Annotated in this window: 19 protein-coding genes; 5 read left to right on the top strand and 14 right to left on the bottom strand. The window is 73.3% G+C overall.

What is annotated here, in order from left to right:
• Positions 1–2 precede the first annotated feature (2 nt).
• Complete coding sequence (locus BR85_RS02835) at positions 3–1,796, top strand: ABC-F family ATP-binding cassette domain-containing protein (protein ID WP_028495157.1); 1,794 nt, start codon at positions 3–5, stop codon at positions 1,794–1,796.
• Positions 1,797–1,806: 10 nt separating this feature from the next.
• Here BR85_RS02835 and BR85_RS02830 read toward each other — a convergent pair whose 3' ends face one another.
• Genes BR85_RS02830 through BR85_RS02820 form a run of 3 tightly spaced genes read right to left on the bottom strand, consistent with a single transcriptional unit; the run spans position 1,807 to position 5,107 of the window.
• On the bottom strand, positions 1,807–3,111 hold the full coding sequence (locus tag BR85_RS02830) for a GNAT family N-acetyltransferase (RefSeq protein ID WP_028495156.1): 1,305 nt from the start codon (positions 3,109–3,111) through the stop codon (positions 1,807–1,809).
• Positions 3,108–4,040, bottom strand: coding sequence for a 4-(cytidine 5'-diphospho)-2-C-methyl-D-erythritol kinase (locus BR85_RS02825; protein ID WP_036272169.1), 933 nt, complete (start codon positions 4,038–4,040; stop codon positions 3,108–3,110). The genes BR85_RS02830 and BR85_RS02825 overlap by 4 nt, the downstream gene beginning before the upstream one ends.
• Positions 4,037–5,107, bottom strand: a complete 1,071-nt coding sequence (locus tag BR85_RS02820; protein WP_028495154.1) for an aldo/keto reductase — start codon at positions 5,105–5,107, stop codon at positions 4,037–4,039. Before BR85_RS02820 ends, BR85_RS02825 begins: the two co-directional genes overlap by 4 nt.
• A 98-nt stretch (positions 5,108–5,205) precedes the next feature.
• Between BR85_RS02820 and BR85_RS02815 the strand changes: the two genes are divergently transcribed.
• A complete protein-coding gene (locus BR85_RS02815) occupies positions 5,206–6,792 on the top strand; it encodes a stealth conserved region 3 domain-containing protein (protein ID WP_028495153.1) in 1,587 nt (528 codons plus the stop codon).
• Here BR85_RS02815 and BR85_RS02810 read toward each other — a convergent pair.
• On the bottom strand, positions 6,740–7,669 hold the full coding sequence (locus BR85_RS02810) for a phosphodiesterase (RefSeq protein WP_028495152.1): 930 nt from the start codon (positions 7,667–7,669) through the stop codon (positions 6,740–6,742). The two genes, BR85_RS02815 and BR85_RS02810, sit on opposite strands and share 53 nt — an antisense overlap.
• 55 nt (positions 7,670–7,724) lie before the next feature.
• On the bottom strand, positions 7,725–8,600 hold the full coding sequence (rsmA, locus tag BR85_RS02805) for a 16S rRNA (adenine(1518)-N(6)/adenine(1519)-N(6))-dimethyltransferase RsmA (RefSeq protein ID WP_028495151.1): 876 nt from the start codon (positions 8,598–8,600) through the stop codon (positions 7,725–7,727).
• Positions 8,601–8,763: 163 nt separating this feature from the next.
• On the opposite strand from rsmA, the gene BR85_RS02800 reads away from it, so the two are divergent.
• From BR85_RS02800 to BR85_RS02790, 3 genes are read left to right on the top strand one after another with little or no spacing between them, the layout of a single operon-like run.
• Positions 8,764–10,449, top strand: coding sequence for a glycosyltransferase family 2 protein (locus tag BR85_RS02800; protein WP_231478557.1), 1,686 nt, complete (start codon positions 8,764–8,766; stop codon positions 10,447–10,449).
• Positions 10,446–11,177: an efflux RND transporter periplasmic adaptor subunit gene (locus BR85_RS02795; RefSeq protein WP_028495150.1), complete on the top strand. Its 732-nt coding sequence runs from the start codon at positions 10,446–10,448 to the stop codon at positions 11,175–11,177. The genes BR85_RS02800 and BR85_RS02795 overlap by 4 nt, the downstream gene beginning before the upstream one ends.
• A complete protein-coding gene (locus BR85_RS02790) occupies positions 11,174–13,153 on the top strand; it encodes a glycosyl hydrolase (protein ID WP_036272167.1) in 1,980 nt (659 codons plus the stop codon). The genes BR85_RS02795 and BR85_RS02790 overlap by 4 nt, the downstream gene beginning before the upstream one ends.
• A gap of 84 nt (positions 13,154–13,237) precedes the next feature.
• Here the strand turns inward: BR85_RS02790 and BR85_RS02785 are convergent, their stop codons facing one another.
• From BR85_RS02785 to hemE, 9 genes are all read right to left on the bottom strand, one after another.
• Positions 13,238–14,704, bottom strand: a complete 1,467-nt coding sequence (locus BR85_RS02785; protein WP_028495149.1) for an HNH endonuclease signature motif containing protein — start codon at positions 14,702–14,704, stop codon at positions 13,238–13,240.
• Positions 14,705–14,848: 144 nt separating this feature from the next.
• Positions 14,849–16,159: a glutamate-1-semialdehyde 2,1-aminomutase gene (hemL, locus tag BR85_RS02780; RefSeq protein ID WP_028495148.1), complete on the bottom strand. Its 1,311-nt coding sequence runs from the start codon at positions 16,157–16,159 to the stop codon at positions 14,849–14,851.
• Entirely contained in the window at positions 16,156–17,154 is a 999-nt protein-coding gene (hemB, locus tag BR85_RS02775) for a porphobilinogen synthase (protein ID WP_028495147.1), read from the bottom strand. Before hemB ends, hemL begins: the two co-directional genes overlap by 4 nt.
• Positions 17,151–17,927 carry a uroporphyrinogen-III synthase gene (locus BR85_RS02770; RefSeq protein ID WP_028495146.1) on the bottom strand — a complete coding sequence of 259 codons (777 nt, stop codon included), beginning with the start codon at positions 17,925–17,927 and terminating at the stop codon, positions 17,151–17,153. The genes hemB and BR85_RS02770 overlap by 4 nt, the downstream gene beginning before the upstream one ends.
• Positions 17,924–18,865, bottom strand: coding sequence for a hydroxymethylbilane synthase (gene hemC / locus BR85_RS02765; RefSeq protein WP_028495145.1), 942 nt, complete (start codon positions 18,863–18,865; stop codon positions 17,924–17,926). The genes BR85_RS02770 and hemC overlap by 4 nt, the downstream gene beginning before the upstream one ends.
• Positions 18,862–20,076 (bottom strand): ferrochelatase, encoded by a 1,215-nt coding sequence (locus tag BR85_RS02760; protein WP_036272406.1) that lies wholly within the window; start codon positions 20,074–20,076, stop codon positions 18,862–18,864. Before BR85_RS02760 ends, hemC begins: the two co-directional genes overlap by 4 nt.
• Positions 20,076–20,750, bottom strand: a complete 675-nt coding sequence (gene hemQ / locus BR85_RS02755) for a hydrogen peroxide-dependent heme synthase (protein ID WP_028495143.1) — start codon at positions 20,748–20,750, stop codon at positions 20,076–20,078. Before hemQ ends, BR85_RS02760 begins: the two co-directional genes overlap by 1 nt.
• Before the next feature lie 11 nt (positions 20,751–20,761).
• Complete coding sequence (locus tag BR85_RS02750; protein ID WP_231478556.1) at positions 20,762–22,177, bottom strand: protoporphyrinogen/coproporphyrinogen oxidase; 1,416 nt, start codon at positions 22,175–22,177, stop codon at positions 20,762–20,764.
• Complete coding sequence (gene hemE, locus BR85_RS02745; protein ID WP_231565522.1) at positions 22,162–23,226, bottom strand: uroporphyrinogen decarboxylase; 1,065 nt, start codon at positions 23,224–23,226, stop codon at positions 22,162–22,164. Before hemE ends, BR85_RS02750 begins: the two co-directional genes overlap by 16 nt.
• Between the last annotated feature and the right edge of the window lie 8 nt (positions 23,227–23,234).

The following is a 23,234-nucleotide window of genomic DNA, read 5'->3' as shown; positions in this document are numbered from 1 at the left end:
ACATGGCGCATCTTCTGGGGGCCGAGGCCCTGCACCTCGAATTTCCGACCCGCGTCGTCTTCGACTCCGTCTCGCTGGGCGTGGACGAAGGCGACCGCATCGGGGTCGTCGGCCGCAACGGCGACGGCAAGTCCAGCCTGCTGCGCATGCTCGCGGGCCTGCAGGCACCGGACGCCGGCCGCGTGACGGTGCGCGGCGGGGTGACCGTCGGCGTCCTCGACCAGGCCGAGACGCTCGACGACGACGACACCGTCGGCAACGCGGTCGTCGGCGACATCCCCGAGCACGAGTGGGCCGGGGACGCCCGCGTGCGCGAGGTCATCTCGGGGCTCGTCGGCGACCTGCCGTGGGATGCGCCGCTCTCCTCGCTCTCCGGCGGGCAGCGGCGCCGCGTCGCGCTGGCGCGCCTCCTCACCGGCGACTGGGATGTGCTGTTCCTCGACGAGCCGACGAACCATCTCGACGTCGAGGGCATCGCCTGGCTCGCGGAGCACCTGAAGCGCCGGTGGAGCGCGGGCTCCGGGGGGCTCCTCGTCGTCACGCACGACCGGTGGTTCCTCGACGAGGTGTGCACCGCGACGTGGGAGGTGCACGACCGTCTCGTGGAGCCGTTCGAGGGCGGGTACGCCGCGTACATCCTGCAGCGCGTCGAGCGCGACCGGCAGGCCGCCACGATCGAGGCGCGCCGGCAGAACATCGCCCGCAAGGAGCTCGCCTGGCTGCGGCGCGGGGCGCCCGCCCGCACGTCGAAGCCGAAGTTCCGGATCGACGCGGCCAACGCGCTCATCGCGGATGTGCCGGAGATCCGCGACCGCGTGTCGCTGCAGTCCCTCGCCGTCTCGCGGCTGGGCAAGGATGTCGTGGACCTCCTCGACGTCGGCGTCTCCTACGGCGAGCGCGCGGTGCTGCGGGATGTCGAGTGGCGGATCGCGCCCGGCGAGCGCACCGGCATCCTGGGCGTGAACGGGGCCGGCAAGTCGACGCTCCTGGGTCTTGTCTCCGGCACCGTCGAGCCGACCGCCGGCCGCGTGAAGCGCGGCAAGACGGTGAAGGTCGCGACTCTCACGCAGCGGATGGACGAGCTCGACGAGCACATGGCAGACCCGGTGCGCGTCGTCATCTCCCGGCTCCGCACGAGCTACACGATCGGGACGGGCTCGAAGGCGCAGGACCTCACCCCCGGTCAGCTGCTGGAGCGGATGGGGTTCTCCTCGGAGCAGCTGTCCACGCCCGTGAAGGACCTCTCCGGTGGGCAGAAGCGACGCCTGCAGCTGCTGCTGATCCTGCTCGACCAGCCGAACGTGCTCATCCTCGACGAGCCCACCAACGACCTCGACACCGACATGCTCGGCGCGATCGAGGACCTGCTGGACTCGTGGGCGGGGACCCTCCTCGTCGTCTCGCACGACCGGTACTTCCTCGAGCGCGTCACCGACCAGCAGTTCGCGATCCTCGACGGACGTCTCCGGCACCTGCCCGGCGGCGTCGACGAGTACCTGCGGCTGCGCCGCGCGCAGGACAGCGTCACCCCCGTCGCCTCCGCTGCGTCCTCGGCGTCGGCGCCCGGCCTGTCCGGCGCGGATCGCCGCCTGGCGGAGAAGGAGCAGTCCGCCCTCGAGCGACGGATCGCGCGGCTGCAGAAGGAGATCGGGACGCTGGACGTCGAGCTGACGTCGAGTCAGGATGCCGGGTACGACCACCTGACCGGGCTGTACCGGCGGCGCGACGAGCTGACCGAGGAGATCGGCCGGCTCGAGGACGAGTGGCTGGAGCTCGGCGACCGCCTGGAAGCCTGAACCGGGCGGGTCAATACCAGATGCTCAGTCGCGGTGCGACGTGCCAGGACAGCAGACGCGCGGCGGCGGCATCCGCCCCCTGCACGCGTCCGGCGCGGGAAAGCGTCAGCAGCGACACGCCGCCCAGGCAGGCTGCGGACAGCTCTGCGATGCCGAGCCGCACGTGCGGGACGCCCGCGGGCGCGGCGCCCTCCGCCCGGGAGACCGCGCCGCGGCCGTCGGCGTCGACCTCGAGGAGGAACCGCCCGCCGGCGAGATCGAGCGGGTCTTCGACGTCGAGCAGGACGGCGCCGGGCGCGTCGTAGCGCCGCGAGCCGAGGACGGCCGGGATGTCCAGGATGCGGACGTACTGGTGGTCGCGGACGGTCACGGTGGCCGCGCGCCGGTCGTCGATCATCCACAGCACCGGCTCGTCGGTGGCGGCGAGATCCGCGTGCACCTCGCCGACGAGGTCGAGCTCGAGGACGAACCGCCAGAGGGCCGCGTACGCGTCGGCACCGTTGGCAACGAGCCGGGAGAGCGCCGCGGTGCCCTTCGTGAAATCGTCCTGGTGGGAGCGGATGCGGTACGCGAGGACGCCGCGGACGGCGCCGGACGGGTCGGTGTACTGCACGCAGCGCACGTCCCCGCCCTCGTGCGCGTCGGGTGCCGTGCCGGTGAAGCGGTCCTCGTGGCCCGGCGGCAGCGCGATCTCGCCGGGGGCCTCCCGGCGGGTGCGCTCGTGCAGCCGCGCGATGAGGTCCTTCGCGTGGGCGCGGGTGACGAAGTCGACGCGCCCCTCCGGGCGGGGTCCGATCCAGTTCGCCCGCTTGGTGTCGATCTTCAGGTCGGCGCTCTCCGTCGCGACGCCGAAGCCGTACCGCCCGTAGAGCGTGGATTCGGACACGGTGAGCATCGCGGCGGGAAGCCCCTGCGCGGCGGCCGTGCGCAGCTCGCCCTCCAGCAGCGCACGGGCGACGCCGCGACGACGATGCGTCGGGGAGACGGTGACGGCGCTGATCGCACACGCCGGGACCGCCGTCTCCCCGGGGAGGGTGAGGTCGCCGATCCAGGACGCGATCGTCGCGACGGGCCCGGCGGATGCGGCGGCCGGGGCTGCGGGGTCGTACACGCCAGTGAGTCGCTTGCCGGCATTGCGGTCGCGGCCGGCCGCGATGTGGGCGGGGGTGCGCTCGCCGTCCTGGAAACCTCGGGCCACGGACTGCAGCCAGCCGTCGACCTCGTCTCCGGCGACGGTGCAGTAGTCCAGGCCGCGGTCGTGGAGGGCGCGGCGGGACGCTTCGTCGACGGGGGCCTGCTGCCAGGTATCGGTCATGTGAAGGACACCACCTTCGCTCCGGCCACGGGGCCGTGGACATGCAGGACGTCGTGACCGGCCGCGACGAGGTCGGCACGGAGGTCGCGGGCCGCGGCGTCGGAGGCCGCGAGGAAGGCGACCGTGGGGCCGGAGCCGGACACGAGACCGGCGAGCGCACCGTAGCCGACGCCGGTCTCGATGAGCGTGTTCAGCTCGGGACGCAGGTGGCAGGCCGCGGCCTGCAGGTCGTTGCGGACCGCGGCGGCCAGGGCGACCGGGTCGCCGGCGCGCAGCGCCTGCAGCACCGCAGGGTCGACGGCGGGCGTCCCGCGCGGCGGCGTGATGTCGGGCTGCGCCCGCAGACGGTCGAGCTCGGCGTAGACGGTCGGCGTGGACAGACCCTCCGCGTTCGTCACGAGGACCCAGTCGAACCGGCCGCGGGCGAGCGCGGGGGCGAGCTCGTCGCCGCGACCCGTGCCGACGGCGGTGCCGCCCAGGAGGGCGAAGGGGACGTCGGCGCCGAGCCGGGCGGCGAACTCGTGCAGGCGGGCCGACGACAGGCCCCCGTCCCACAGCGCGTCGCACGCGACGAGGGCCGCGGCCGCGTCCGCGGACCCGCCGCCCATGCCGCCGGCGACCGGCACGCCCTTGCGCAGCTCGAGGTGCACGCCGCCGGGCTGGTCGAGCTCGCGGGCGACCATCCGCGCGGCACGGACGGCGAGGTTCCGGTCATCCAGCGGCACATCGCGGACGTCCACGGCGCCGGTCACGGTGACGCGGAAGTCGTCGGCCGGGGTGGCGATGACATCCTCGTAGGCCGAGACGGCCTGGTAGACCGACGCGACGTCGTGGTACCCGTCGTCCTGCACGTCGCCGACGTCGAAGAAGACGTTGAGCTTTCCGGGGGCACGCACGTGCACCCGGTCGCGGACACCGAGGAGGCTCACGCGGTCGCCGAGTCCGCCCAGAGGTCGACCTCGATGCTGTCCGAGAGGGCGTCGATCCGCTCGAGCTCCGCCGTGTCGAACGCGGGGCCGTGCAGGGCCGCGAGGTTCTCGTCCAGCTGCGCCGGGCGGGATGCGCCGATGAGGGCCGAGGCGACCACCGGGTCGCGGAGCACCCACTGGATCGCCATCTGCGCGAGGCTCTGCCCGCGCTCCTTCGCGATGACGTCGAGGCTGCGCAGCGCCGACAGGCCGTGGTCGCTGAGCCGGCCGCCCGGCAGCGAGGAGCGCTGCTGGGCGCGCTCGGCGGTGCCGTCGCCGAGGTACTTGTCGGTGAGGAGGCCCTGCGCGAGCGGCGTGAACGCGATCGCGCCCATCCCCTCCTGGCGGAGCACGCCGGTCAGGCCGTCCTCGACCCAGCGGTTGAGGATCGAGTACGCCGGCTGGTGGATGACGAGCGGCGTGCCGAGGTCACGGGCGACGGCCTTGGCCGCGGCCGTGCGCTCGGCGCTGTACGAGGAGATGCCGACGTAGAGGGCCTTCCCCTGCCGTACGAGGGTGTCGAGGGCGCCGATGGTCTCCTCGATCGGCGTGACGGTGTCGACGCGGTGCGAGTAGAAGATGTCGACGTAGTCCAGGCCCATCCGCTGCAGCGACTGGTCGGCGCTCGCGAGCAGGTACTTGCGCGACCCCTGCGTCCCGTACGGGCCGGGCCACATGTCCCAGCCGGCCTTGGACGAGACGATCAGCTCGTCGCGGTAGGGGGCGAAGTCCTCCCGCATCATGCGGCCGAAGTTCGTCTCCGCCGACCCGTACGGGGGTCCGTAGTTGTTCGCCAGGTCGAAGTGCGTGATGCCCCGATCGAACGCGTGGCGCAGCAGCGCGCGCTGGTCGTCGAACGGGATGTTGTCACCGAAGTTCCACCACAGACCGAGCGAGATCGGCGGCAGATACAGGCCGCTGTCGCCCACCTGTCGGAAGGAAGCTCCCAGGTAGCGCCCGTCTGCGGCGGTGTAGGGTCGGTGCAGGTCTCCTCCCCGCGTAGGCGGGAAGCGGTCATCGTCGGTCACCGTCCCAGCGTATCCGCCGTCCCATACGCGTGTCCCGGAAACGTCACCGTAACCCCGTGGTTCCGCATGTGAACCCGATACATCGAACGGAGGCATCCATGGCGCGTCTTTCCGCCCTTCCCGCCCAGCCCGACCTCTGGGCGGCTCTGCTCGAACGCGACGACATCGTCCTGCACCGCGGGATGCTGCACCTCGCGCACGACGACGTCACCCCCGGTCAGGCGCGCATCGCCGACCTGCTGCTGACGGCAGACGCCCTCGACGGCGCCGGTGTGGCGCACCTCCTCATCCGGCACACCTCCGATGTGCCCGCCCTCGTCGTCGACATCGCCGACCGCGACCGGGCCATGACGGCCCTGGCGGCGCGCGGCGCGGACGAGCCGCTCTACATCAAGCCCACGACCGGTTCGGCCGTTCCCGCGATGGAGTTCGCCGGCACAGCGACCGGGCCCTCCGCGGTCCGCGTCTTCCGGCCGCGCGTCGCGCGCACCGGCGGGCTCCGGTACGGCGCGTCGTACGGTGCGCGGCTGGAGTTCTGGCGGTTCGGCGAGGAGCTCGTCGAGGCCCCGCACGCGAACGCGCTCACGCGCCGCACCTTCCCCGCCGAAGACCTCTCCGCCGGCACCGTGGAGCGCTACGGCCGCACGTGGCGGACCGTCGGCGGCATGTTCGACCCGCACCCGGGCGAGTTCACCGGGGAGATCGACATGGTCTTCTCCTGGGTCGACGGGTCGTCGACGGACTTCCAGCGTCAGCGGGCGGCGCAGCTGTCCGAGTACGTCGTCGGCGAGGGCGATGCCGGGCCCGCCCGCTACCGCCATGTCGACGAGCTGCGCTACGCCCTGCGCAGCGTCTACATGTACGCCCCGTGGGTGCGCCGCATCTTCATCGCGACCGACTCCCCCGCCCCGGCGTGGCTCGTGGACCACCCGCGCGTGACGATCGTGCGGAGCGAGGAGTTCTTCGCCGACCCGTCGGTGCTGCCCACGCACAACTCGCACGCCGTCGAATCGCAGCTGCACCGCATCGAGGGGCTGTCGGAGCACTTCCTGTACTCCAACGACGACATGTTCTTCGGTCGTCCCGTCGCGCCGGAGCTGTTCTTCTCCCCCGCGGGGATCTCGTCGTTCGTCGAGTGCGACGTGCGCATCGGGACGGGTCCGACCCGCGTCGCGCGCAGCGGCCACGACAATGCGCTGCGCGTGAACCGCGCGCTGCTGCAGGAGCGGTTCGGCCGGACGATCGTGCGCGACCTGGAGCACTGCGCGGCGCCGCTGCGGCGGAGCGTCATGTTCGAACTCGAGCGGGAATTCCCGGAGGAGATCGCCCGCACGGCGGCATCCCGGTTCCGGTCGGCCACCGACGTGTCGGTGACGAACTGCCTGTACCACTACTACGCGCAGGCGACCGGGCGCGCGATCGCGTCGACGGCGCCGCGCGTGCGGTACTACCAGACGACCGCCGCGGCGTCGCTCGGCCGCATGGAGCGCCTCGCGAACCGCAAGGACGTCGACATGTTCTGCCTCAACGACGGGGGCGAGACCGAGGTGCCCGAGAAGGTGCGGGTGCGCGCGGTCACGTCGCTCCTGGAGCGCCTGTTCCCGGCGCGGCCGCCGTGGGAGGCCGCGGACGTCAGCGCAGCACGGTCAGCGGCTCGGTCGGCGGAGCAATCCGCGACGCGCTGAGCGACGTCTGGATGCCGGCGGCCTGAAGGCGCCGGAGGGCTTCGCCCGCGTCGATGTGCTCGAGCGGCCGGGGCGCGTCGATCGGTACGACAGAGTGCACGATCGTGTCGTCGTAGACGTGCACGAGGTTGAACGCCTGCGCACCGTCCTGCGGCCTCGTGCCGCCGACGGGGACCGTGAGGTCCTGCGCGTAGCAGGTCGAGGAGGCGACCGACACGGGGACACCGGCGAACGTCGCGAACGTGGAGTAATGCAGGTGACCCGCGATGATGCCGCGCACGTCGGTGCCGCGGATGATCTCGGCCAGGCCGGCCTGATCGCGCAGCTCGACGGTGGAGGCCAGCGGAAGGACGCTGGGGATCGGCGGGTGGTGCATCGCGAGGATGGTGCCGAGCGGAGCCGGGGTGGCCAGCACATCGCGCAGCCATTCCCGCTGCGCGGGCGTGACCTCGCCGTGATGGTGTCCGGGGACGCTGGTGTCGAGCGTCACGACGCGGAGGCCGTCGAGCTCGTCGACGCGGTCGACGGGACGCAGCGGGTCGGCGCTGCCGTCGTCGTCGAGGAGGCGCGCCCGGAACGCGGCGCGGTCGTCGTGGTTGCCCATCACCCAGAGAAGGCGGGCGCCGAGGCGCTGCGCGAACGGTTCGACGAGCGCGCGGAGGACGCCGTACGCGGCAGGCTCGCCGAGGTCGGCGAGGTCGCCGGTGAAGACGACCGCGTCGGGACGGAGACCCGAGGCCTCGATCCCGTCGAGGGCCCTCGTCAGGCTGGCGGCCCCGTCGACGCTGTCGAACAGGTGCGGGATTCCCGCCCGCAGATGGGTGTCGCTGATGTGCAGCAGGATGCGTTCGGCAGCCGGGTGCTCGGCGCGGCGCATGGGTTCCCTTCCCGTCGGGACGGATCGAGCGGGCCGATCCGCGGTCGCGCCAATGTTACCGGGAGGTTTCCTGTACGCCGGGTGAACGCCACGCGGCGATTGCGATACGCGTGAAGTCGTCGATGCTGAGCTCTTCCCCGCGCGCCGTGGGTGCGACCCCCGCGGCCTCCAGCACTGTGACGGCGTCGGCGGCGGTGCCGCCGAGGACGGCGGCGAGGGCCTGCCGGAGCATCTTGCGACGCTGCTGGAAGGCCGCGTCGACGATGCGGAAGGTCGCGAGGCGCTCCTCCTCGCTCCCCCGTGGCTGCGGATCGCGTTCGAAGGCGACGAGGACGCTGTCGACGTTGGGGACGGGCCAGAACACCTGACGCGAGACCGTGCCGGCGAGACGCCAGCGGCCGTACCAGGCCGCCTTCGCACTGGGGGCGCCGTAGACCTTCGATCCGGGTGGGGCGGCGAGGCGCTCGCCGACCTCCGCCTGCACCATGACGACACCGCGCGCGAGGTGCGGGAACGTCTCCATGAAGTGGAGGAGGACCGGCACGCTGACGTTGTACGGCAGGTTCGCCACGAGGACGTTCGGGTCACCGGGAAGGTCCGTGACGCGGAGCGCATCGGCGTCGACGACGGTGAGGGCGCCGTCGGGGACGCCGTGCGCGGCGGCCGTGCCGGGCAGGCGCGCGGCGAGCCGGTGGTCGATCTCGACCGCCGTGACGATCGCTCCGGTCTCCAGGATGGCGAGCGTCAGCGAGCCGAGGCCGGGCCCGACCTCCACGACGCGGTCGGCGCCGGTCACGCGCGCGGTGTGCACGATCTTGCGGACGGTGTTGGCGTCGACGACGAAGTTCTGACCGAGCTTCTTCGTCGGGGTCACGTCGAGGTCGGCGGCGAGCGAGCGGATCTCGGTGGCGCCGAGGAGCGTGACGGGCATGCCTCAACAGTACCGAGCGGCATCCAGGCGATCGTCACACGCTGTTCACGGGCTCGGAACGACCCCGTCGCGCGCGCGGCGGAGACTGGATGTCGCGCCGCCGTCGCCGCACACGTGTACGCGTCCATGAACGGTCCGGGGGGTCCGCATGACGATTTCGGCGTTGCCCAGCAATCTCACGAGGCTCGACGGCCGCGGGCACGCAGTGCGCGCGGCCGAGACCTCCGCACTGTTCGTCCTGGTCGCGGTGTGCGCGACCATCGGCGTCATCGCCTACATGCTCTTCCTGCTCAATCCGGCCAACCGGGGCGACCTGCTGCCGTACGGGATGGTGATCGTCGCCGAGTCCGTCCTCGTGCTCCAGGCGCTCCTGTCGATGTGGACGATCCTCGCCTCGGGATACGAGCCGCGTGACTTCGCCTACCACGAGGCGAAGCGGCAACTGATGGCCCGGGATGACGGCCGCGGCGACGACACCCTGCACCTGGATTCTCGCCCGCTGCTCATCGACGTGTTCATCACCGTCTACGGGGAGGCGCCGGACGTGGTCGCCCGGACGGTCCTCGCCGCCGTCGCACTGCGGGGGGCGCACCGCACGTGGGTGCTCGACGACGGCCAGTCCGATGAGATCCGCCGGATCGCCGCGGAGCACGGGGCGTGGTACGTGCGACGACTGAGCTCCCACGGCGCCAAGGCGGGGAACATCAACCATGCGCTGACGATCGCGAAGGGCGAGCTGTTCGCGGTCTTCGACGCCGATTTCACCCCCGACCCCGACTTCCTGATCGAGACCGTGCCGTTCTTCACGGACAGCAACGTCGCCTTCGTGCAGACGCCCCAGGCGTACAACAACCTGCACACGGTCATCTCGCGTGGCGCCGCCTACATGCAGTCGGTGTTCTACCGATTCATCCAGCGCGGCCGCAACCGGTTCAACGCGGCGTTCTGCGTCGGGACGAACGTCATCTTCCGGCGGGCAGCGGTCGATGAGATCGGCGGCATCCACACCGACTCGAAGTCCGAGGACGTGTGGACCGCCCTCACCCTGCACGAACGGGGATGGCGTTCGGTCTACATCGCCGACATCCTCGCGGTCGGCGACGCACCGGAGACCATCGAGGCGTACAGCAAGCAGCAGCTGCGCTGGGCGACCGGCGGATTCGAGATCCTTCTGACCCACAACCCGCTCAGCCCGCGGCGCCGCCTGACGGGTGACCAGCGCATCCAGTACCTGGTCACCGCGACCTTCTATCTCACCGGGATCGTCCCCGCGCTGCTTCTGCTCGTGCCGCCTCTGGAGATCTACTTCGACCTCCGGCCGATGAACATCGGCGTCACGGCCGTCACCTGGGCGGTCTTCTACGCCGGCTTCTACCTCGTGCAGGTCGTGCTCGCCTGGTTCGTCGTCGGATCCTTCCGCTGGGAGACGCTGACCCTCGCGACGGTGTCCTTCCCGATCTACGCGAAGGCACTGTGGAACGTCATCTGCGGGCGGGATGTCGGGTGGCATGTGACGGGCTCGGGCTCCCGCCGGTCGCCGTTCGACTTCATCGTGCCGCAGCTGCTGTTCTTCGCGTTCCTCGGCCTCACGTCGGTCGTGGCGATCGCGCGCGACGTGCACAACGGCACCCTCGCGCTGGCGACGGCCTGGAACCTCACGAACACGCTGATCCTCGCGGCGTTCATCGGTGCCGCCTTCCGCGAGCGGCGTCGGCCGCCGCGGCCTCTCGCCGCGCTCCCCACGGCGGACGCGCCCCGTCCGATCACCGTGGTGGCCCGGCCGCTGCCGGCATCCGATTCCTCGAGGTCGCCCGCGCCGTCAGGACTCCGGGCGGAGGACGCCCGATGACCTGGCCGAACCGGATCCGGCTGTTCGTCGGACTTCTCGTGGTCCTCGCCCTCGTCGGCGGCGGCACGCTCGTCTTCACGCAGCGGCAGGCACGTGTCGAAAGCGACACCGCCGCCATCACGGCCGAGCAGTTCGCGGTGGGTGCCCCCTATCCCGGCATCGTGAGTGCGTCGAACGTGACGCCGGGCGCTGCTGTGCGCGCGGGCGACGTGCTCTTCGAGATCCGGAGCCCCCTTCTGGCCCGCGACCTGGCCACCGAGTCGGTGACCGCCGACGATCTGGGAGTCGCCGTGACCGCCGAGGGCACCTTCGTCGTGACCGCGCCGGTCGACGGCACGGTGGCGGAGAGCCTCGCGCCGGTCGGCGACTTCGTGCAGGCCGGCGAAGTGCTCTCGCGGATCGATCGGGACGACACCATGGGGGTGACCGCGGAGTTCACCCTCACGGCACGCGATTACGGCCGGATCGTCTCCGGCGCGACCGTGGACCTCCGCCTTCCCGACGACCGAACGATCGCCGGGAAGGTGGTGCAGATCGATGTCGACACCGTCGCGGGAGAGGCCACCTCGGTCATCACGATCGACAGCGCCGTCCTGGCGGCGCGCCCCATCGGAGGGCTGCACCGGCCCGGTACGCCCGTCGTCGCCACGCTGCACCTGCGTGACGACGGACCGTGGGCGGGGGTCGCCGACGCGTTCGGCGACCTGCTGCGCCAGGTGGGTCTATGACGCGGCGGCTCGTCATCGCCGCACTGGTCGTCGTGGTGGCGGCGCTCACCGGCTGCACTGCGTCCGCGCCCCCGCCGGTCGCCGCCACGACGCCGGCCGCGGTGGAGCTGCTGCCGGCGGAACGGAACCCGGCCGCCGCACCCCTGCGTCTTGCGGAGGATCTGATCCCCCCGACGAACCGCTGGTTCTCCAGCCTGGTGTTCTCCGAGGTTCCCCTGCCGGTGTTCCCGTTCCCGCTCGCGTTCGCGCCCACTCCGACAGGCTTCTCACTCGATCTGCCCACGGTCGCGGTGACCGCGGATTCGATCGCGACCCCGTTCTCGGGCGGCCTGGCGGTCGACCTCGGTGCGGCGTCGTTCACGGTGACCGCCTACGACGAGGTGGCCGTGACGCTGACGTATGCCGACGCCGACGGGGCGGCGATCGCGGATGTGACGATCGCGGAGGGCTGGCCGGCGGTCGGGGTGACGGCGCGACGTGCTCTCCCCATCGCCTTCGGCGGCAGCCTGGCCTCCGCGGGCGACGGCGCATGGACGATGAAAGCCGACGGCACGGCGTTCGCGGTCGTCGCCGCGAACGCCGAGGCGCGGGGCGATGCGCTGGAGATCCCGGCGGGCGAGAGCGCACAGGTGTCCGCCCTGCCGGTCGATGCGGAACCGGCGACCTGGATCGCGGCGTTCGGCGATCCGGTGGCCGGAGTGGTCACCTCGTTCGAGGCCTCCGCAACTCGCGGCGGCGAGGCCGCCTCGACACGGCTGGAGTACACGGGAACGGCCGGGACCGTCCTCGTGCCGTTCCCGGGCATGGACGCGGCGGCGGGTGCGTGCGATCTCGGCTCGTACGACACCGCCTACGGGCAGGTCGACGCCTGTCGCGGCACGACGCTGGAGCGCCGCGTGGCGCGGATCTCGCCCCGCGCGTCGTTCGACCTGACCGGCCTCGACGGCGAGGCGCACGAGGAGCTGGTGGATCACCTCTCGGCGGATATCGCAGGGACGGGCGACGCTCCGGAGGACACGTACTTCGGGGGGAAGGCCTTGGCACGCCTCGCCACCCTGCTCGCCCTCGCCCGCTCGCTGGGTGAGGACGACCTCGCCGCGCGGGCCGCCGATCTGCTCGAGGCGGGCCTGGGACCGTGGGCCCAGGTCGATGGCTGCGTGGCACGAGACGAGCGCTGTTTCGCCTACGACGCCCGGCTGCACACGGTCGTCGGCAGGGAGCCCTCGTTCGGCTCGGAGGAGGGCAACGACCATCACTTCCACTACGGCCACTTCCTCTTCGCTGCGGGGGTGCTGGCCGAGGAGCGCCCCGAGGCGGTCGAGATGCTGCGTCCGGTCATGGACCTGCTCGCCGCGGACATCGCGGCCGGCGGAGATCCCCTGCCGGGTCTGCGGGTGTTCGACCCGTACCGCGGCCACTCGTGGGCGTCGGGACTGTCGCCGTTTGCGGACGGCAACAACCAGGAGTCCAGCTCCGAGGCCGTGGCCGCGTGGAACGGCCTCGCGCTGTGGGCGGCGGCCTCGGGCGATGCCGACCTGCGTGAGCGTGCGGAGTGGCTGTTGTCGGGCGAGGCCGACAGCGCCCGCCGGCTGTGGCTCGAGCCGACGGGGCTCCCCGAAGGCTACGCGCACACCGTCGTCTCGCTGACGTGGGGGGCCAAGCGCGATCATGCCACGTGGTTCAGCGACGAGCCGTCGGCGATCCTGGGCATCCAGTTGCTGCCGGTCTCCCCGATCGGTCTGCAGTATCTGGCCGGGGACCCGCGACGCGTGGCGCTGAACGTGGCGGGTGCCGGCGGTGAGTCGGCGTTCGGCGGCCCGCTGGGGGACTACGTGCTGCTGTACTCGGCGCTGGCCGGTCCCGCCGCGCTCGACCGCGCGGAGGAGCTGGCGCGGGAGCGTGCGTCGTGGGATGACGGCCTCTCCCGTTCGGCCGCGCTCGCGTGGCTGGCTGCGGTCCGGCTCCGGAGCGGATGACCGGCGAGGTCGTGCATGCCCGCCTGCTCGGCGCCCGCCTGCCTGCACGCCCGGCTGCCTGCGCACGGTCCCACCGCGGCGGGGTCACGCGGCGATGTAGTCGAATCTCCGGCGGGCTCCGAGCCGCGGCGTCTGGGCGGCGTCGATCCAGGGCGGCGGGATGAACCACACCCGCGCGGTGACACCGGGGCCGTCGATGCGGATCGTCCAGCCGCTGTCGTGGATCCGATGGTGGCAGGACGTGCACAGCAGGATCCCGTTGGACAGATCGGTCGGGCCGCGGTCGCGCTTCCACCAGTCGATGTGATGGACCTTGCAGTGCGCCGGCGGGGCGCCGCAGCCGGCGCAGCCGCCGTCGCGTTCGCCGAGCGCGAGGCGCTGCGCCGCCGTGAAGAGGCGCTTCTGCCGCCCCCAGTCGAGGATCTCGCTCTCGCCGCCGAGGACGCACGGGATGATCCCGGCGTCGGCGGCCATGCGACGGGCGGTGCCGACCGAGACCGGGGCGGTCAGCCCGTCGATGAGGGCGTGCCCGGTGCCGTTGTGGAGGTCGTCGAGGCTGAGGCGGACGACGACGGTCGCGCCCGGGACGGGGACGTCCTTGTCCGTGCAGCCCAGCAGGTGCTCGCAGATCAGCGCGAGGGCCTCCGCTTGCAGCTGCGGGATCGACGGTCGCGGCGCGTCGACGTCCTCGCCGAACCGGGCCTCTCCCGATGGGCCGGCGTTCTCCGGCGCGGCTTCGCCTGCCACACCGTCGACGCTCTCATGACGGGAGCCGAGAGGTTCCCGTCCGGCGTCGACCTCATCGCGCGTCGCCGCGGCGTCACGCTGGGCCGCGAGCCGCGCGGTGACGTAGCCCTCGAGGGCCGCCTTGATCGGTGCGCCGCGCTCGGGTGCGAACACCGCGGTGAGGTGCAGCATCCCATCGCGGTCCTCGCGCATCCGCAGCGACTCCTTCGAGCGCATCTCGTCCTCGCGCAGCGCGACGCCGTCGGGATCGAGGTAGGCCTCGGCACGCGCGAGCACCTTGAGCAGGGCGTCCGGTGTCAGCCCGGGCGCCTGGTCGACGAGCGTCCGCTCGGCCGCATCCGTCGCGGCGCGACCGGCTGTCATCACGACGCGGTCGAGCATCCGGATGATCGCGGAGGCCGCCGGCATCCCGATCCGTCCTGCCGCCACAGCGTCGCCGACGTGCGGGTGCTTCGCCGGGGCGTGCTCACCTGTCAGCAGCACCCGCGGAGCGGTCGCTTCACCGACCTCCACGAGCCGGGCGGCCTCGCCGTTGGCGATGCCGAGTTCGCTGGCCAGCAGCACGTTGGCGTTGCGGAACCCCTGCTTCTTCGCCAGCGAGTCCGCACCCAGTTCGGGGCGGGACTGACGGGAGATCTCCGCGGCCACCTGGACCGTGGGGGCATCCGCGAGCCGCCGCACCTTTCCCAGCGCGTCGTTCAGCGCCACCAGCCGGGCGGCGTCCGTGCCCTCGACGTGCTCTCCCGGCCACAGCTCGCACACCGTCGCCACCGCGGCGGTGAGGTCGTGGAGAGTGCTGCTCATGCGTCGATTCTAGCGCCCACCTTCGAACAAAGCTACGAACGCATCATGAGGATTTTCTCATCCTCACCGGCGATTTTCTGGGGAGACGCGACCCTCCGAGCGGTACGGATGTCGGAGGGGATGCTACTCACATTCGTATGTCCATCACACCGACGCAGCTGCCGCCCGCGCAGCCCGCGGCAGCGCCTCGACGATCCGCGCGAGGGCCGCCTCATCGTGCGCGGCGGTGAGGAACCACGCCTCGAACGAGGACGGCGGCAACGACACCCCCGCATCGAGCATCGCGTGGAAGAAGCGTCCGTACGCCGCCGCGTCCTGGGTCACCGCGGTCGCATAGTCCGGCACCCCGGCCGCGACGGCGTCGCCGAAGAAGACGCTGAACAGCGTCCCCGCCCACTGCACGACGTGCGGCACGCCGGCTTCTGCGAGCGCCGCCGACGTCGCGTCGGCGACGACGTGCGCGGCGGCGTCGATCCGCCGGTACACGTCCGCGTCGGCCAGCCGGAGGGTCGCAAGGCCTGCCGCGACGGCGACCGGGTTCCCGGACAGGGTTCCGGCCTGGTACACCGGGCCGGTCGGGGCGAGGAGGTCCATGACGTCCGCGCGACCGCCGACGGCGGCGACGGGAAGCCCGCCGCCGATGACCTTGCCGAAGGTGACGAGGTCGGGTGTGACGTCCTCCCCCGCGGCGGAGAGGACGCCCGCGTAGCCGGACGCCGAGGCGCGGAAGCCGGTGAGCACCTCGTCGCTGATGAGGAGCGCGCCCTCGCGGTGCGCGATCTCGGCGAGGAACGCCGTGAACCCGGGATGCGGAGGCACGACGCCCATGTTGGCTCCGGCGGCCTCCGTGATGATCGCGGCGATCCGGCCGGGGTGGGCGGCGAAGACCGCCTCGACGGCGGCGCGGTCGTTGTAGCCGATCACGAGGGTCTGCGCGGCGATCGCCGCGGGGACGCCGGCCGAGCCGGGCAGCGCGAGCGTCGCGAGGCCGGAGCCGGCCTGCGCGAGCAGCCCATCGGAGTGCCCGTGGTAGTGGCCGGCGAACTTCACGAGCAGGTCGCGGCCGGTCGCGCCGCGCGCGAGCCGGATCGCGGTCATGGTCGCCTCGGTGCCGGTGGAGACGAGGCGGAGCTTCTGCACGGCCGGGACGCGGCGGCGGATCTCCTCGGCGAGCTCGGTCTCGCCGCGCGTCGGGGCGCCGAAGGACAGGCCGCGCCGGGCCGCCTCGATGACGGCGTCGACGACGACGGGGTGGGCATGCCCGACGAGCGCCGGGCCCCAGCTCGCGACGAGGTCGACGTACTCGCGCCCTTCGACGTCGGTGATGTACGGGCCGGAGGCCGACGCGATGAACCGCGGCGTCCCGCCGACCGAGCCGTAGGCGCGGACCGGCGAGTCCACGCCGCCCGGGATGACAGCCTGCGCGCGGGCGAAGAGGTCGTCGTTGCCGGTCATGCGAGGTCCTTCCCGTCCTGCAGCCAGCCGGCCGCCTCGAGGGCCCAGTAGGTGAGGATGGCGTCGGCGCCGGCGCGCCGGATGCCGAGCAGCGACTCCCCGATGGCGCGCTCCCGGTCGATGAGACCCGCCGCGGCGGCGGTCTCGATGAGCGCGTACTCCCCCGACACCTGGTAGGCCCACACGGGGACGCTCGAGACGTCCGCGACACGGGCGAGGATGTCGAGGTATGGCCCCGCGGGCTTGACCATGACGACGTCGGCGCCCTCGTCGATGTCCGCGAGCGCCTCCTCGATGCCCTCCCGGGCGTTCGCGGGCGACATCTGGTAGGTGCGGCGGTCGCCCTGCAGGGTCGATTCGACGGCATCCCGGAACGGCCCGTAGAACGCGGAGGCGTACTTCGCGGAGTACGCGAGGATCACGACGTGCGCGAAGCCCGCCGCATCCAGCGCGGCGCGGACGGCGGCCACCTGGCCGTCCATCATGCCGGACAGTCCCAGGATGTCGGCGCCCGCGCGCGCCTGCGCGACGCCCATCTGCGCGTACACGTCGAGGGTCGCGTCGTTGTCGACCGACCCGTCGCCGGCGAGCACGCCGCAGTGGCCGTGGTCGGTGAACTCGTCCAGGCACAGGTCGGCCTGCACCGTGAGGCGTCCGGCCGCGGCATCCCGCGCGAGCGTGATGGCGCGGTTGAGGATGCCGTCCGGGTCGACGGCGCCCGAGCCGACGGCGTCGCGGGTGGCGGGGACGCCGAACAGCATGATGCCGCCGATCCCGGCGGCGACGGCCTCGTCGACGACGCCGGCCAGCGCCTCGAGCGGATGCTGGCTGACGCCGGGCATGCTCGCGATGGGCTGCGCTGCGGTGATCCCCTCCTTCACGAACACGGGGAGGACGAGCTGCGCCGGCACGAGGGCGTGCTCGGCGGCGAGGCGGCGCAGCGCCGGGGTCGCGCGGAGGCGGCGGAGGCGGCGGGTGGGGAAGGCGGCGGTCACGGGGTCTCCTGACGCGTGAGGGTGCGGATGTCGGCGTCGTCGAGCTCGGCGAGGAGCGCGTCGACGCTCTGGGTGAGGGCGGTGTACCCGACCGTGAAGCCGAGCGCGATGGCGTCGCGGGTCGTGCCGGGGCCGATCGTGGCGACGAGGGTCGTGGGCGGCAGGGCGCCGACCTGGCGGCGCAGCTCGCGGCCGACGCTGAGCGAGGTGAGGAGGACGACGTCGATCCGGCCGGCGCGGAGGTCCTCGGCGACGGCCGGATCGATGTCGATGCCGACGGTGCGGTAGCCGATGCAGACGTCGACGGCGTAGCCCTGCAGCTCGAGCTCGTCGCTGATGACGGCCTGGGCGAGGTCGGAGCGGAGGACGAGGCAGCGTCCGGTGCCGGCGGCCGTGCGGCCGGCGACCCACTGGGTGATCATCGTGGCGGCCGACGACGTCCCGACGGGGACGAACTCGACCTCGAACCCGGCGTCGGCGACGGCGCGCGCCGTGGCGCGGCCGACGGCGGCGATGCGGGTGGCGGCGGGGATGCGGACGCCGTGCGCGACGAGCTGCTCGACGCTCGCCGCGCTCGTGACGAACAGCCAGGCGTACTCCCCCGCCGCGAGCGCCGCGAAGGCGCGGTCGCGCGCCTCGGTGTCGCGGGGCGGGGCGGAGGCGATCAGCGGGGCGATGACGCCCTCGGCGCCGCGGCGGACGAGGTCGGCGCGGACGCGCTCCCCCCAGGCTCCCCCGCGCGGGACCAGGACGCGGGCTCCCGCGAGGCTCACCGGGCCGTCCCGGGCAGGTCGGCGAAGTCGGCGGCGCCGCCGGCGAGGAGTTCGGCGACGACGTCGGCGGCCACGGCCGCGCGCGCGTCGTCGGAGCCGGCGTCAGCCATCGCGACGCGGCGCTCGGCGCGCACCGAGCGGGCGCCGTCGGGGGCGTGCACGTCGGCGACGAGGGTCACCTCGTCGCCGACGCGGACGGCGTCGATCGCGACGGGTGCGGCGCAGCCGGCCTCCAGGCGGCGGAGGACGGCGCGCTCCAGCTCGGCGCACAGCTGCGTGTCGGCGTCGTTCACGGCACGGACGGCGCGGCCGATCTCCCCCTCGGCGTCCTCGGCGCGGACCTCGACGGCGAGAGCACCCTGTGCGGCGGAGGTCGGCCAGTCGAGGATCTCGGTGATCGCGGCGTCCCGCCCGATGCGGCGGAGGCCCGCCTCGGCGAGGACGACGGCATCCAGCTCGCCGTCGGTGACCTTCCGCAGCCGGCTGTCGACGTTGCCGCGGATGTCGCGGACGTCGAGGTCGGGGCGGCGGGCGCGCAGCTGCGCGACGCGGCGGGGCGAACCGGTGCCGACCCGCGCGCCCGGCGGGAGGGTCGCCAGGGTCAGCCCGTCCCGCGCGCACAGCACGTCGCGCTGCGGGGCGCGGACGGGCACGGCGCCGACGACGATGCCGGCGAACGGCGCGGTCGGCAGGTCCTTCATGGAGTGCACGAGCAGGTCGCACTCCCCGCGCAGCAGCGCGTCGCGGAGCGCCGTCGCGAAGACTCCCGTGCCGCCCATCTGCGCGAGGGACCCGGTGAGCACGTCGCCCTCGCTCGTGATGCGGACGAGCTCGACGGGCACGCCGGTCGCCGCGGTGATCGCGTCGGCGACGAGCTGGGACTGGGTCGTGGCGAGCAGGCTCGCCCGGGTGCCGAGGCGCAGAGCCGTACGGGTCACGGCGCGACCCCGGCGAGGGCGGGCTGGAAGCCGAGGCGCTTGTTCTCGCAGCATCCCGGCCGGCAGACGTCGTACCAGGGTCCCAGGTCCGTCGCGTGCGGGCGGTCTGCCGCGGGGGTCGCCCGCAGACGCTCCTCGATGAGGTCGACGAGGCCGCTCACGTACGCGGGGTGCGTGCTGGGCGTCGCCGTCCGCAGCGCGACGAGACCGAGCCCTTCCGCGGTCTCGAGCGCCTCAGTGTCCAGGTCCCAGAGCACCTCCATATGATCGCTCACGAACCCGAGCGGCACGATGAGCACGGCGCGGCGGCCACGGGAGGGCAGCTCCTGCATCGCGTCGTTGATGTCGGGCTCGAGCCACGGCACGGACGGCGGGCCGGACCGGCTCTGGTACACGAGCTGCCAGGCGCTCCCGATCCCGAGCTGCGCCATGATCTCGGTCGCGACCGCGGTGTGCTGCGCGACGTACGCGCCGCCGGGACCGAACCCGCGCTCGGGCGGGCCGGAGCGGTCGGCGTCGGCGGTGGGGATGGAGTGCGTCGAGAAGAGGATCTCGACGTCCCGCTCCAGGTCGGTGACGCCGCGCTCCGCGAGCTCGGCGAGCGCCGACCGGATGCCGTCGACGAAGGGCGCCACGAAGCCGGGGTGGTCGAAGAACTGGCGGACCTTGTCGATCTGCACCTGTCCGGACAGTCCCGTCGCGGCGACGGCGTCGGCGAGGTCCTCGCGGTACTGCCGGCAGGAGGAGTACGAGCTGTACGCGCTCGTCGCGATCGCGAGCAGGGTCGTGTTCCCGGCGTCGTGCGCGGCCGTCAGAGCGTCGGTGACGTACGGCATCCAGTTGCGGTTGCCCCAGTACACCGGCAGGTCCATGCCTCGCGCGGACAGCTCGGCATCCAGTGCCGCCTTCAGCTCGCGGTTGTGCTCGTTGATCGGCGAGACGCCGCCGAAGTGCCGGTAGTGGTGCGCGACCTCCTCGAGACGCTCGTCCGGGATGCCGCGGCCGGCCGTGACGTTGCGGAGGAACGGGATGACGTCGTCCTGGCCCTCGGGTCCCCCGAAGCCGAGCAGCAGGATGCCGTCGTACGCGATCGGCTGCGTCGCGTAGGCGTCGCCGCCGCACGTCGCCGCCGTCGCACCGGCGACCGCGCAGCCCGGTGCGAACTCGGCGCTCGCCGCCCGCGGGGGCTTGGGACGGAACTGCTCGCTCATCAGGACAGCACCTCGGCGAGCTCGGCGACCTCGATGCGCCGTCCGGTGTAGAACGGCACCTCCTCGCGCACGTGACGGCGCGCGTCGGTGGCGCGGAGGTCGCGCATCATGTCGACGAGGCTGATGAGCTCGTCGCTCTCCAGCGGCAGCAGCCACTCGTAGTCGCTCAGCCCGAAGGTCGACACCGTGTTGGCGACGACGTCGGTGAACCTCGCCCCCTTGCGCCCGTGTTCGGCGAGCATGCGGGAGCGCTCCTCCTCGGGCAGCAGGTACCACTCGTAGCTGCGGACGAACGGGTACAGGCACAGCCACCCGCGGGCGTGCTCGCCGCGGAGGTAGCCGGGCACGTGGCGCTTGTTGAACTCCGCCTCCCGGTGCACGCCCATGGCGCTCCAGATGTTCTCGAAGCCCGCGAGGACGGGCGTGCGGCGGAGCGCGCGGAGCGCGCGCTGCAGGGCGGTGGGGTCCTCCCCGTGCAGCCACACCATGAGGTCGGCGTCGGCGCGCATGCCCGTGACGTCGTAGAGACCGCGGAGGGTCACGCCGTCGCCGGGGAGCGACGTGGTCACGGCGGTCAGCGCGTCGAGGTCGGCGGGCGTCGGGGCGGCCCCGCGGGGGCGCGGGCCGGCGAGGATCGCGAAGAGGGTGTAGCCGAGCGCGGTGTCGTCGGACATGGGGTGCTCCTTCAGGCGGTGGGGGGGTGGGACGTGCGGGCGACGAGCTCGCGGGCGAGCTCACGGGCGTGCGGGATGACGGAGGCGAGCCCCGTCCCGGCGACGGTCGCACCGGCGAGGTGGATGCCGGCGGGGGTCGCTGCGCGCGCGGCGGTGCGCCACGCGGCGGCTGCGGCGGACGCGGACGTGACCGCGTCGGTCCAGCGGGTCTCGGTCAGCGCCCACACGTCGGCGGGACGGATGCGCGCGCCGGTGAGTAGGCGCAGCTCCCCGGCGACGGCGGCGGGCGTGTCCACCCCGGGGGCGTCGGCGTCGCGGGCGGAGAGGCGCACGACGTGGGTGTGCGCCGGGAGGGCGCGGGCTGCCCAGTCCCACTTCGCGTCGACGTGGGTGAGCGCCTTCGCGGGCCCGCCGGCAGCAGGCGCGACGATGACGCCCGACCCGACCGGATGCGCGTCGAGGGCGCGGGAGACGACCTCGGCCGTGACGAGGCGGACGGCGCCGCCGACGGGCGCGGCGGCGTCCACGTGCAGCAGGGCCCCGGCCGCGGCCGGTCCGGTCGCGACGACGACGTGCCCGGCACGGAGGGTCTCGCCGGCGAGCATGACCTCGACGCCGTCCGCCGCGGGTCGGAGCGCCTGCACGGCCGCCCCGGTGCGGATGATGGCGCCGGCGGCCTCTGCGGCGTCGCGCAGGGCCGCCGCGAGGCGCCACATGCCGCCGTCGATGCCGCGGACGGCCGAGCCCGCGCGGGCGGCCGGCGCGACCGCGCCGGCCGCGGCGGTCAGCGACCCGCGCCGCTCGAACTCTGCCCACAGGCTCGGGTGCACGGCGGAGAGGCGGACGGCGGAGGACGGCTGCGAGTAGACGCTCTGGCAGAGCGGGTCGACCAGGCGCTCCGCGACCCGCCGGCCGTAGCGGGCCGTCGCGAGGTCGAACAGCGAGGGTTCGACGCCGGACTCCCTGCCGATGCCGGCGGGAAGGTCGCGCTCCTGCGCCGCACGCCGCGCCCCGGCGCGCCCGATGACCCGCACGACGTCGCCGGCCTCGGGCTCGGCGGGCATCCCCACGACGGCGCGGCGGGGCAGCGGCATCCGGCGCACCCGTCCGAACGCGCCGGGGAGGACGAGGTGGGCTCCTTCCGGCCGCGGCTCCACGATCTGCAGGGGCAGGGCCGCGTCGGCGACGAGGTCGGCGACACCGCTCGTGCGGATCGCGAACGACTCGGCGCCGAGGTCGACGTCGACGCCTGCCACGCGGCCGCGGCGCAGCATCCCGCCGCTGTCGTCGCCGCTCTCGCAGACGATGACGCGACGGCCGGCGCGGGCCGCCTCCCACGCGATCACGAGGCCGGCGATCCCGCCGCCGACCACGATGATGTCGCTGGCGGCAGCCGTGACAGGGACCATCGTCAGGCGGCCTGCCACTCGTGGACCATGCGCACGACCGACGAGATCGCGTCGGGGTCGGCATCCATCGGCACGCCGTGGCCGAGGTTGAACACGTGGGCGCGGGAGAGGCGGCCCTCCTCGAGGATCCGCTCCACCGCGGCCCGGCGCACCGCTTCCGGCGCGAAGAGGAGGGCGGGGTCGAGGTTGCCCTGCAGCGTGAGGTCGCGGCCGATGCGGCGGCGGGCCTCGTCGAGCGGCACACGGTAGTCGACGCCGAGCGCGTCGATGTCGAGGGTCGCCATGTCGGCGAGGATCTCGCCGGTGCCGACGCCGAAGTGCACGAGCGGGATGTGGTCGACGCCGTCCGGCACCGGCAGCGCGCGCACGGCGTCCAGCGCCGCGGCCGAGGCGGGCAGGACGCTGTTGCGGTAGTCGGCCGGCGCGAGGCCGCCCGCCCACGAGTCGAACAGCTGCGCGGCGCTCGCCCCGGCGGAGACCTGCAGCGCCAGGAACTGGCCGGTCACCTCGGCGAGCCACATCGTGAGGGCCTCCCACGCGGCCGGGTCTTCGTGGATGAGGCGGCGCGCGGCCATGTGGTCCTTCGAGGGACCGCCCTCGACGAGGTACGCGGCGAGGGTGAACGGGGCGCCGGCGAAGCCGATGAGCGGGATCGCCTCGCCGCGCTCGGCGGACAGGTCGGCGAGCATCGCGGTGGTCCGGCCGACGGCATCCGCGATCGCCTCGCCCCGCTCCCGCACGCCGGCCGGGTCGATGCGGACGGCGGCGGCGATGTCCGCGGACGTGCGCAGCGGCTGGGAGAACACCGGTCCGCGCCCCGGCGCGATCTCGACCTGGATGCCGAGGAGCGCGAGCGGCACGATGATGTCGCTGAAGAAGATTGCGGCGTCGACGCCGTGCCGGCGCACCGGCTGCATCGTGATCTCGCTCGCGAGCGCCGGGTCGAGGCACGCCTGGAGCATCGTGCCCTGCGAGCGGAGCGCGCGGTACTCCGGCAGGGAGCGGCCGGCCTGGCGCATGAACCAGACGGGGGTCACGGCGGGACGGTCGCCGAGCAGCGCGCGCACGAGCCGGG

This window comes from Microbacterium sp. UNCCL10 (assembly GCF_000746195.1).
GTDB lineage: Bacteria > Actinomycetota > Actinomycetes > Actinomycetales > Microbacteriaceae > Microbacterium > Microbacterium saccharophilum.
The sequence above is the reverse complement of the archived record's forward strand: the minus strand, read 5'-3'. Positions and strand labels throughout refer to the sequence as shown.

Coding starts and splice junctions, on each gene's coding strand:
- BR85_RS02835 (WP_028495157.1), top strand. CDS start 3: ATGGCGCATCTTCTGGGGGCCGAGGCCCTGCACCTCGAATTTCCGACC.
- BR85_RS02830 (WP_028495156.1), bottom strand. CDS start 3,111: ATGACCGATACCTGGCAGCAGGCCCCCGTCGACGAAGCGTCCCGCCGC.
- BR85_RS02815 (WP_028495153.1), top strand. CDS start 5,206: ATGGCGCGTCTTTCCGCCCTTCCCGCCCAGCCCGACCTCTGGGCGGCT.
- BR85_RS02810 (WP_028495152.1), bottom strand. CDS start 7,669: ATGCGCCGCGCCGAGCACCCGGCTGCCGAACGCATCCTGCTGCACATC.
- rsmA (WP_028495151.1), bottom strand. CDS start 8,600: ATGCCCGTCACGCTCCTCGGCGCCACCGAGATCCGCTCGCTCGCCGCC.
- BR85_RS02795 (WP_028495150.1), top strand. CDS start 10,446: ATGACCTGGCCGAACCGGATCCGGCTGTTCGTCGGACTTCTCGTGGTC.
- BR85_RS02790 (WP_036272167.1), top strand. CDS start 11,174: ATGACGCGGCGGCTCGTCATCGCCGCACTGGTCGTCGTGGTGGCGGCG.
- BR85_RS02785 (WP_028495149.1), bottom strand. CDS start 14,704: ATGAGCAGCACTCTCCACGACCTCACCGCCGCGGTGGCGACGGTGTGC.
- hemL (WP_028495148.1), bottom strand. CDS start 16,159: ATGACCGGCAACGACGACCTCTTCGCCCGCGCGCAGGCTGTCATCCCG.
- BR85_RS02760 (WP_036272406.1), bottom strand. CDS start 20,076: ATGAGCGAGCAGTTCCGTCCCAAGCCCCCGCGGGCGGCGAGCGCCGAG.
- hemQ (WP_028495143.1), bottom strand. CDS start 20,750: ATGTCCGACGACACCGCGCTCGGCTACACCCTCTTCGCGATCCTCGCC.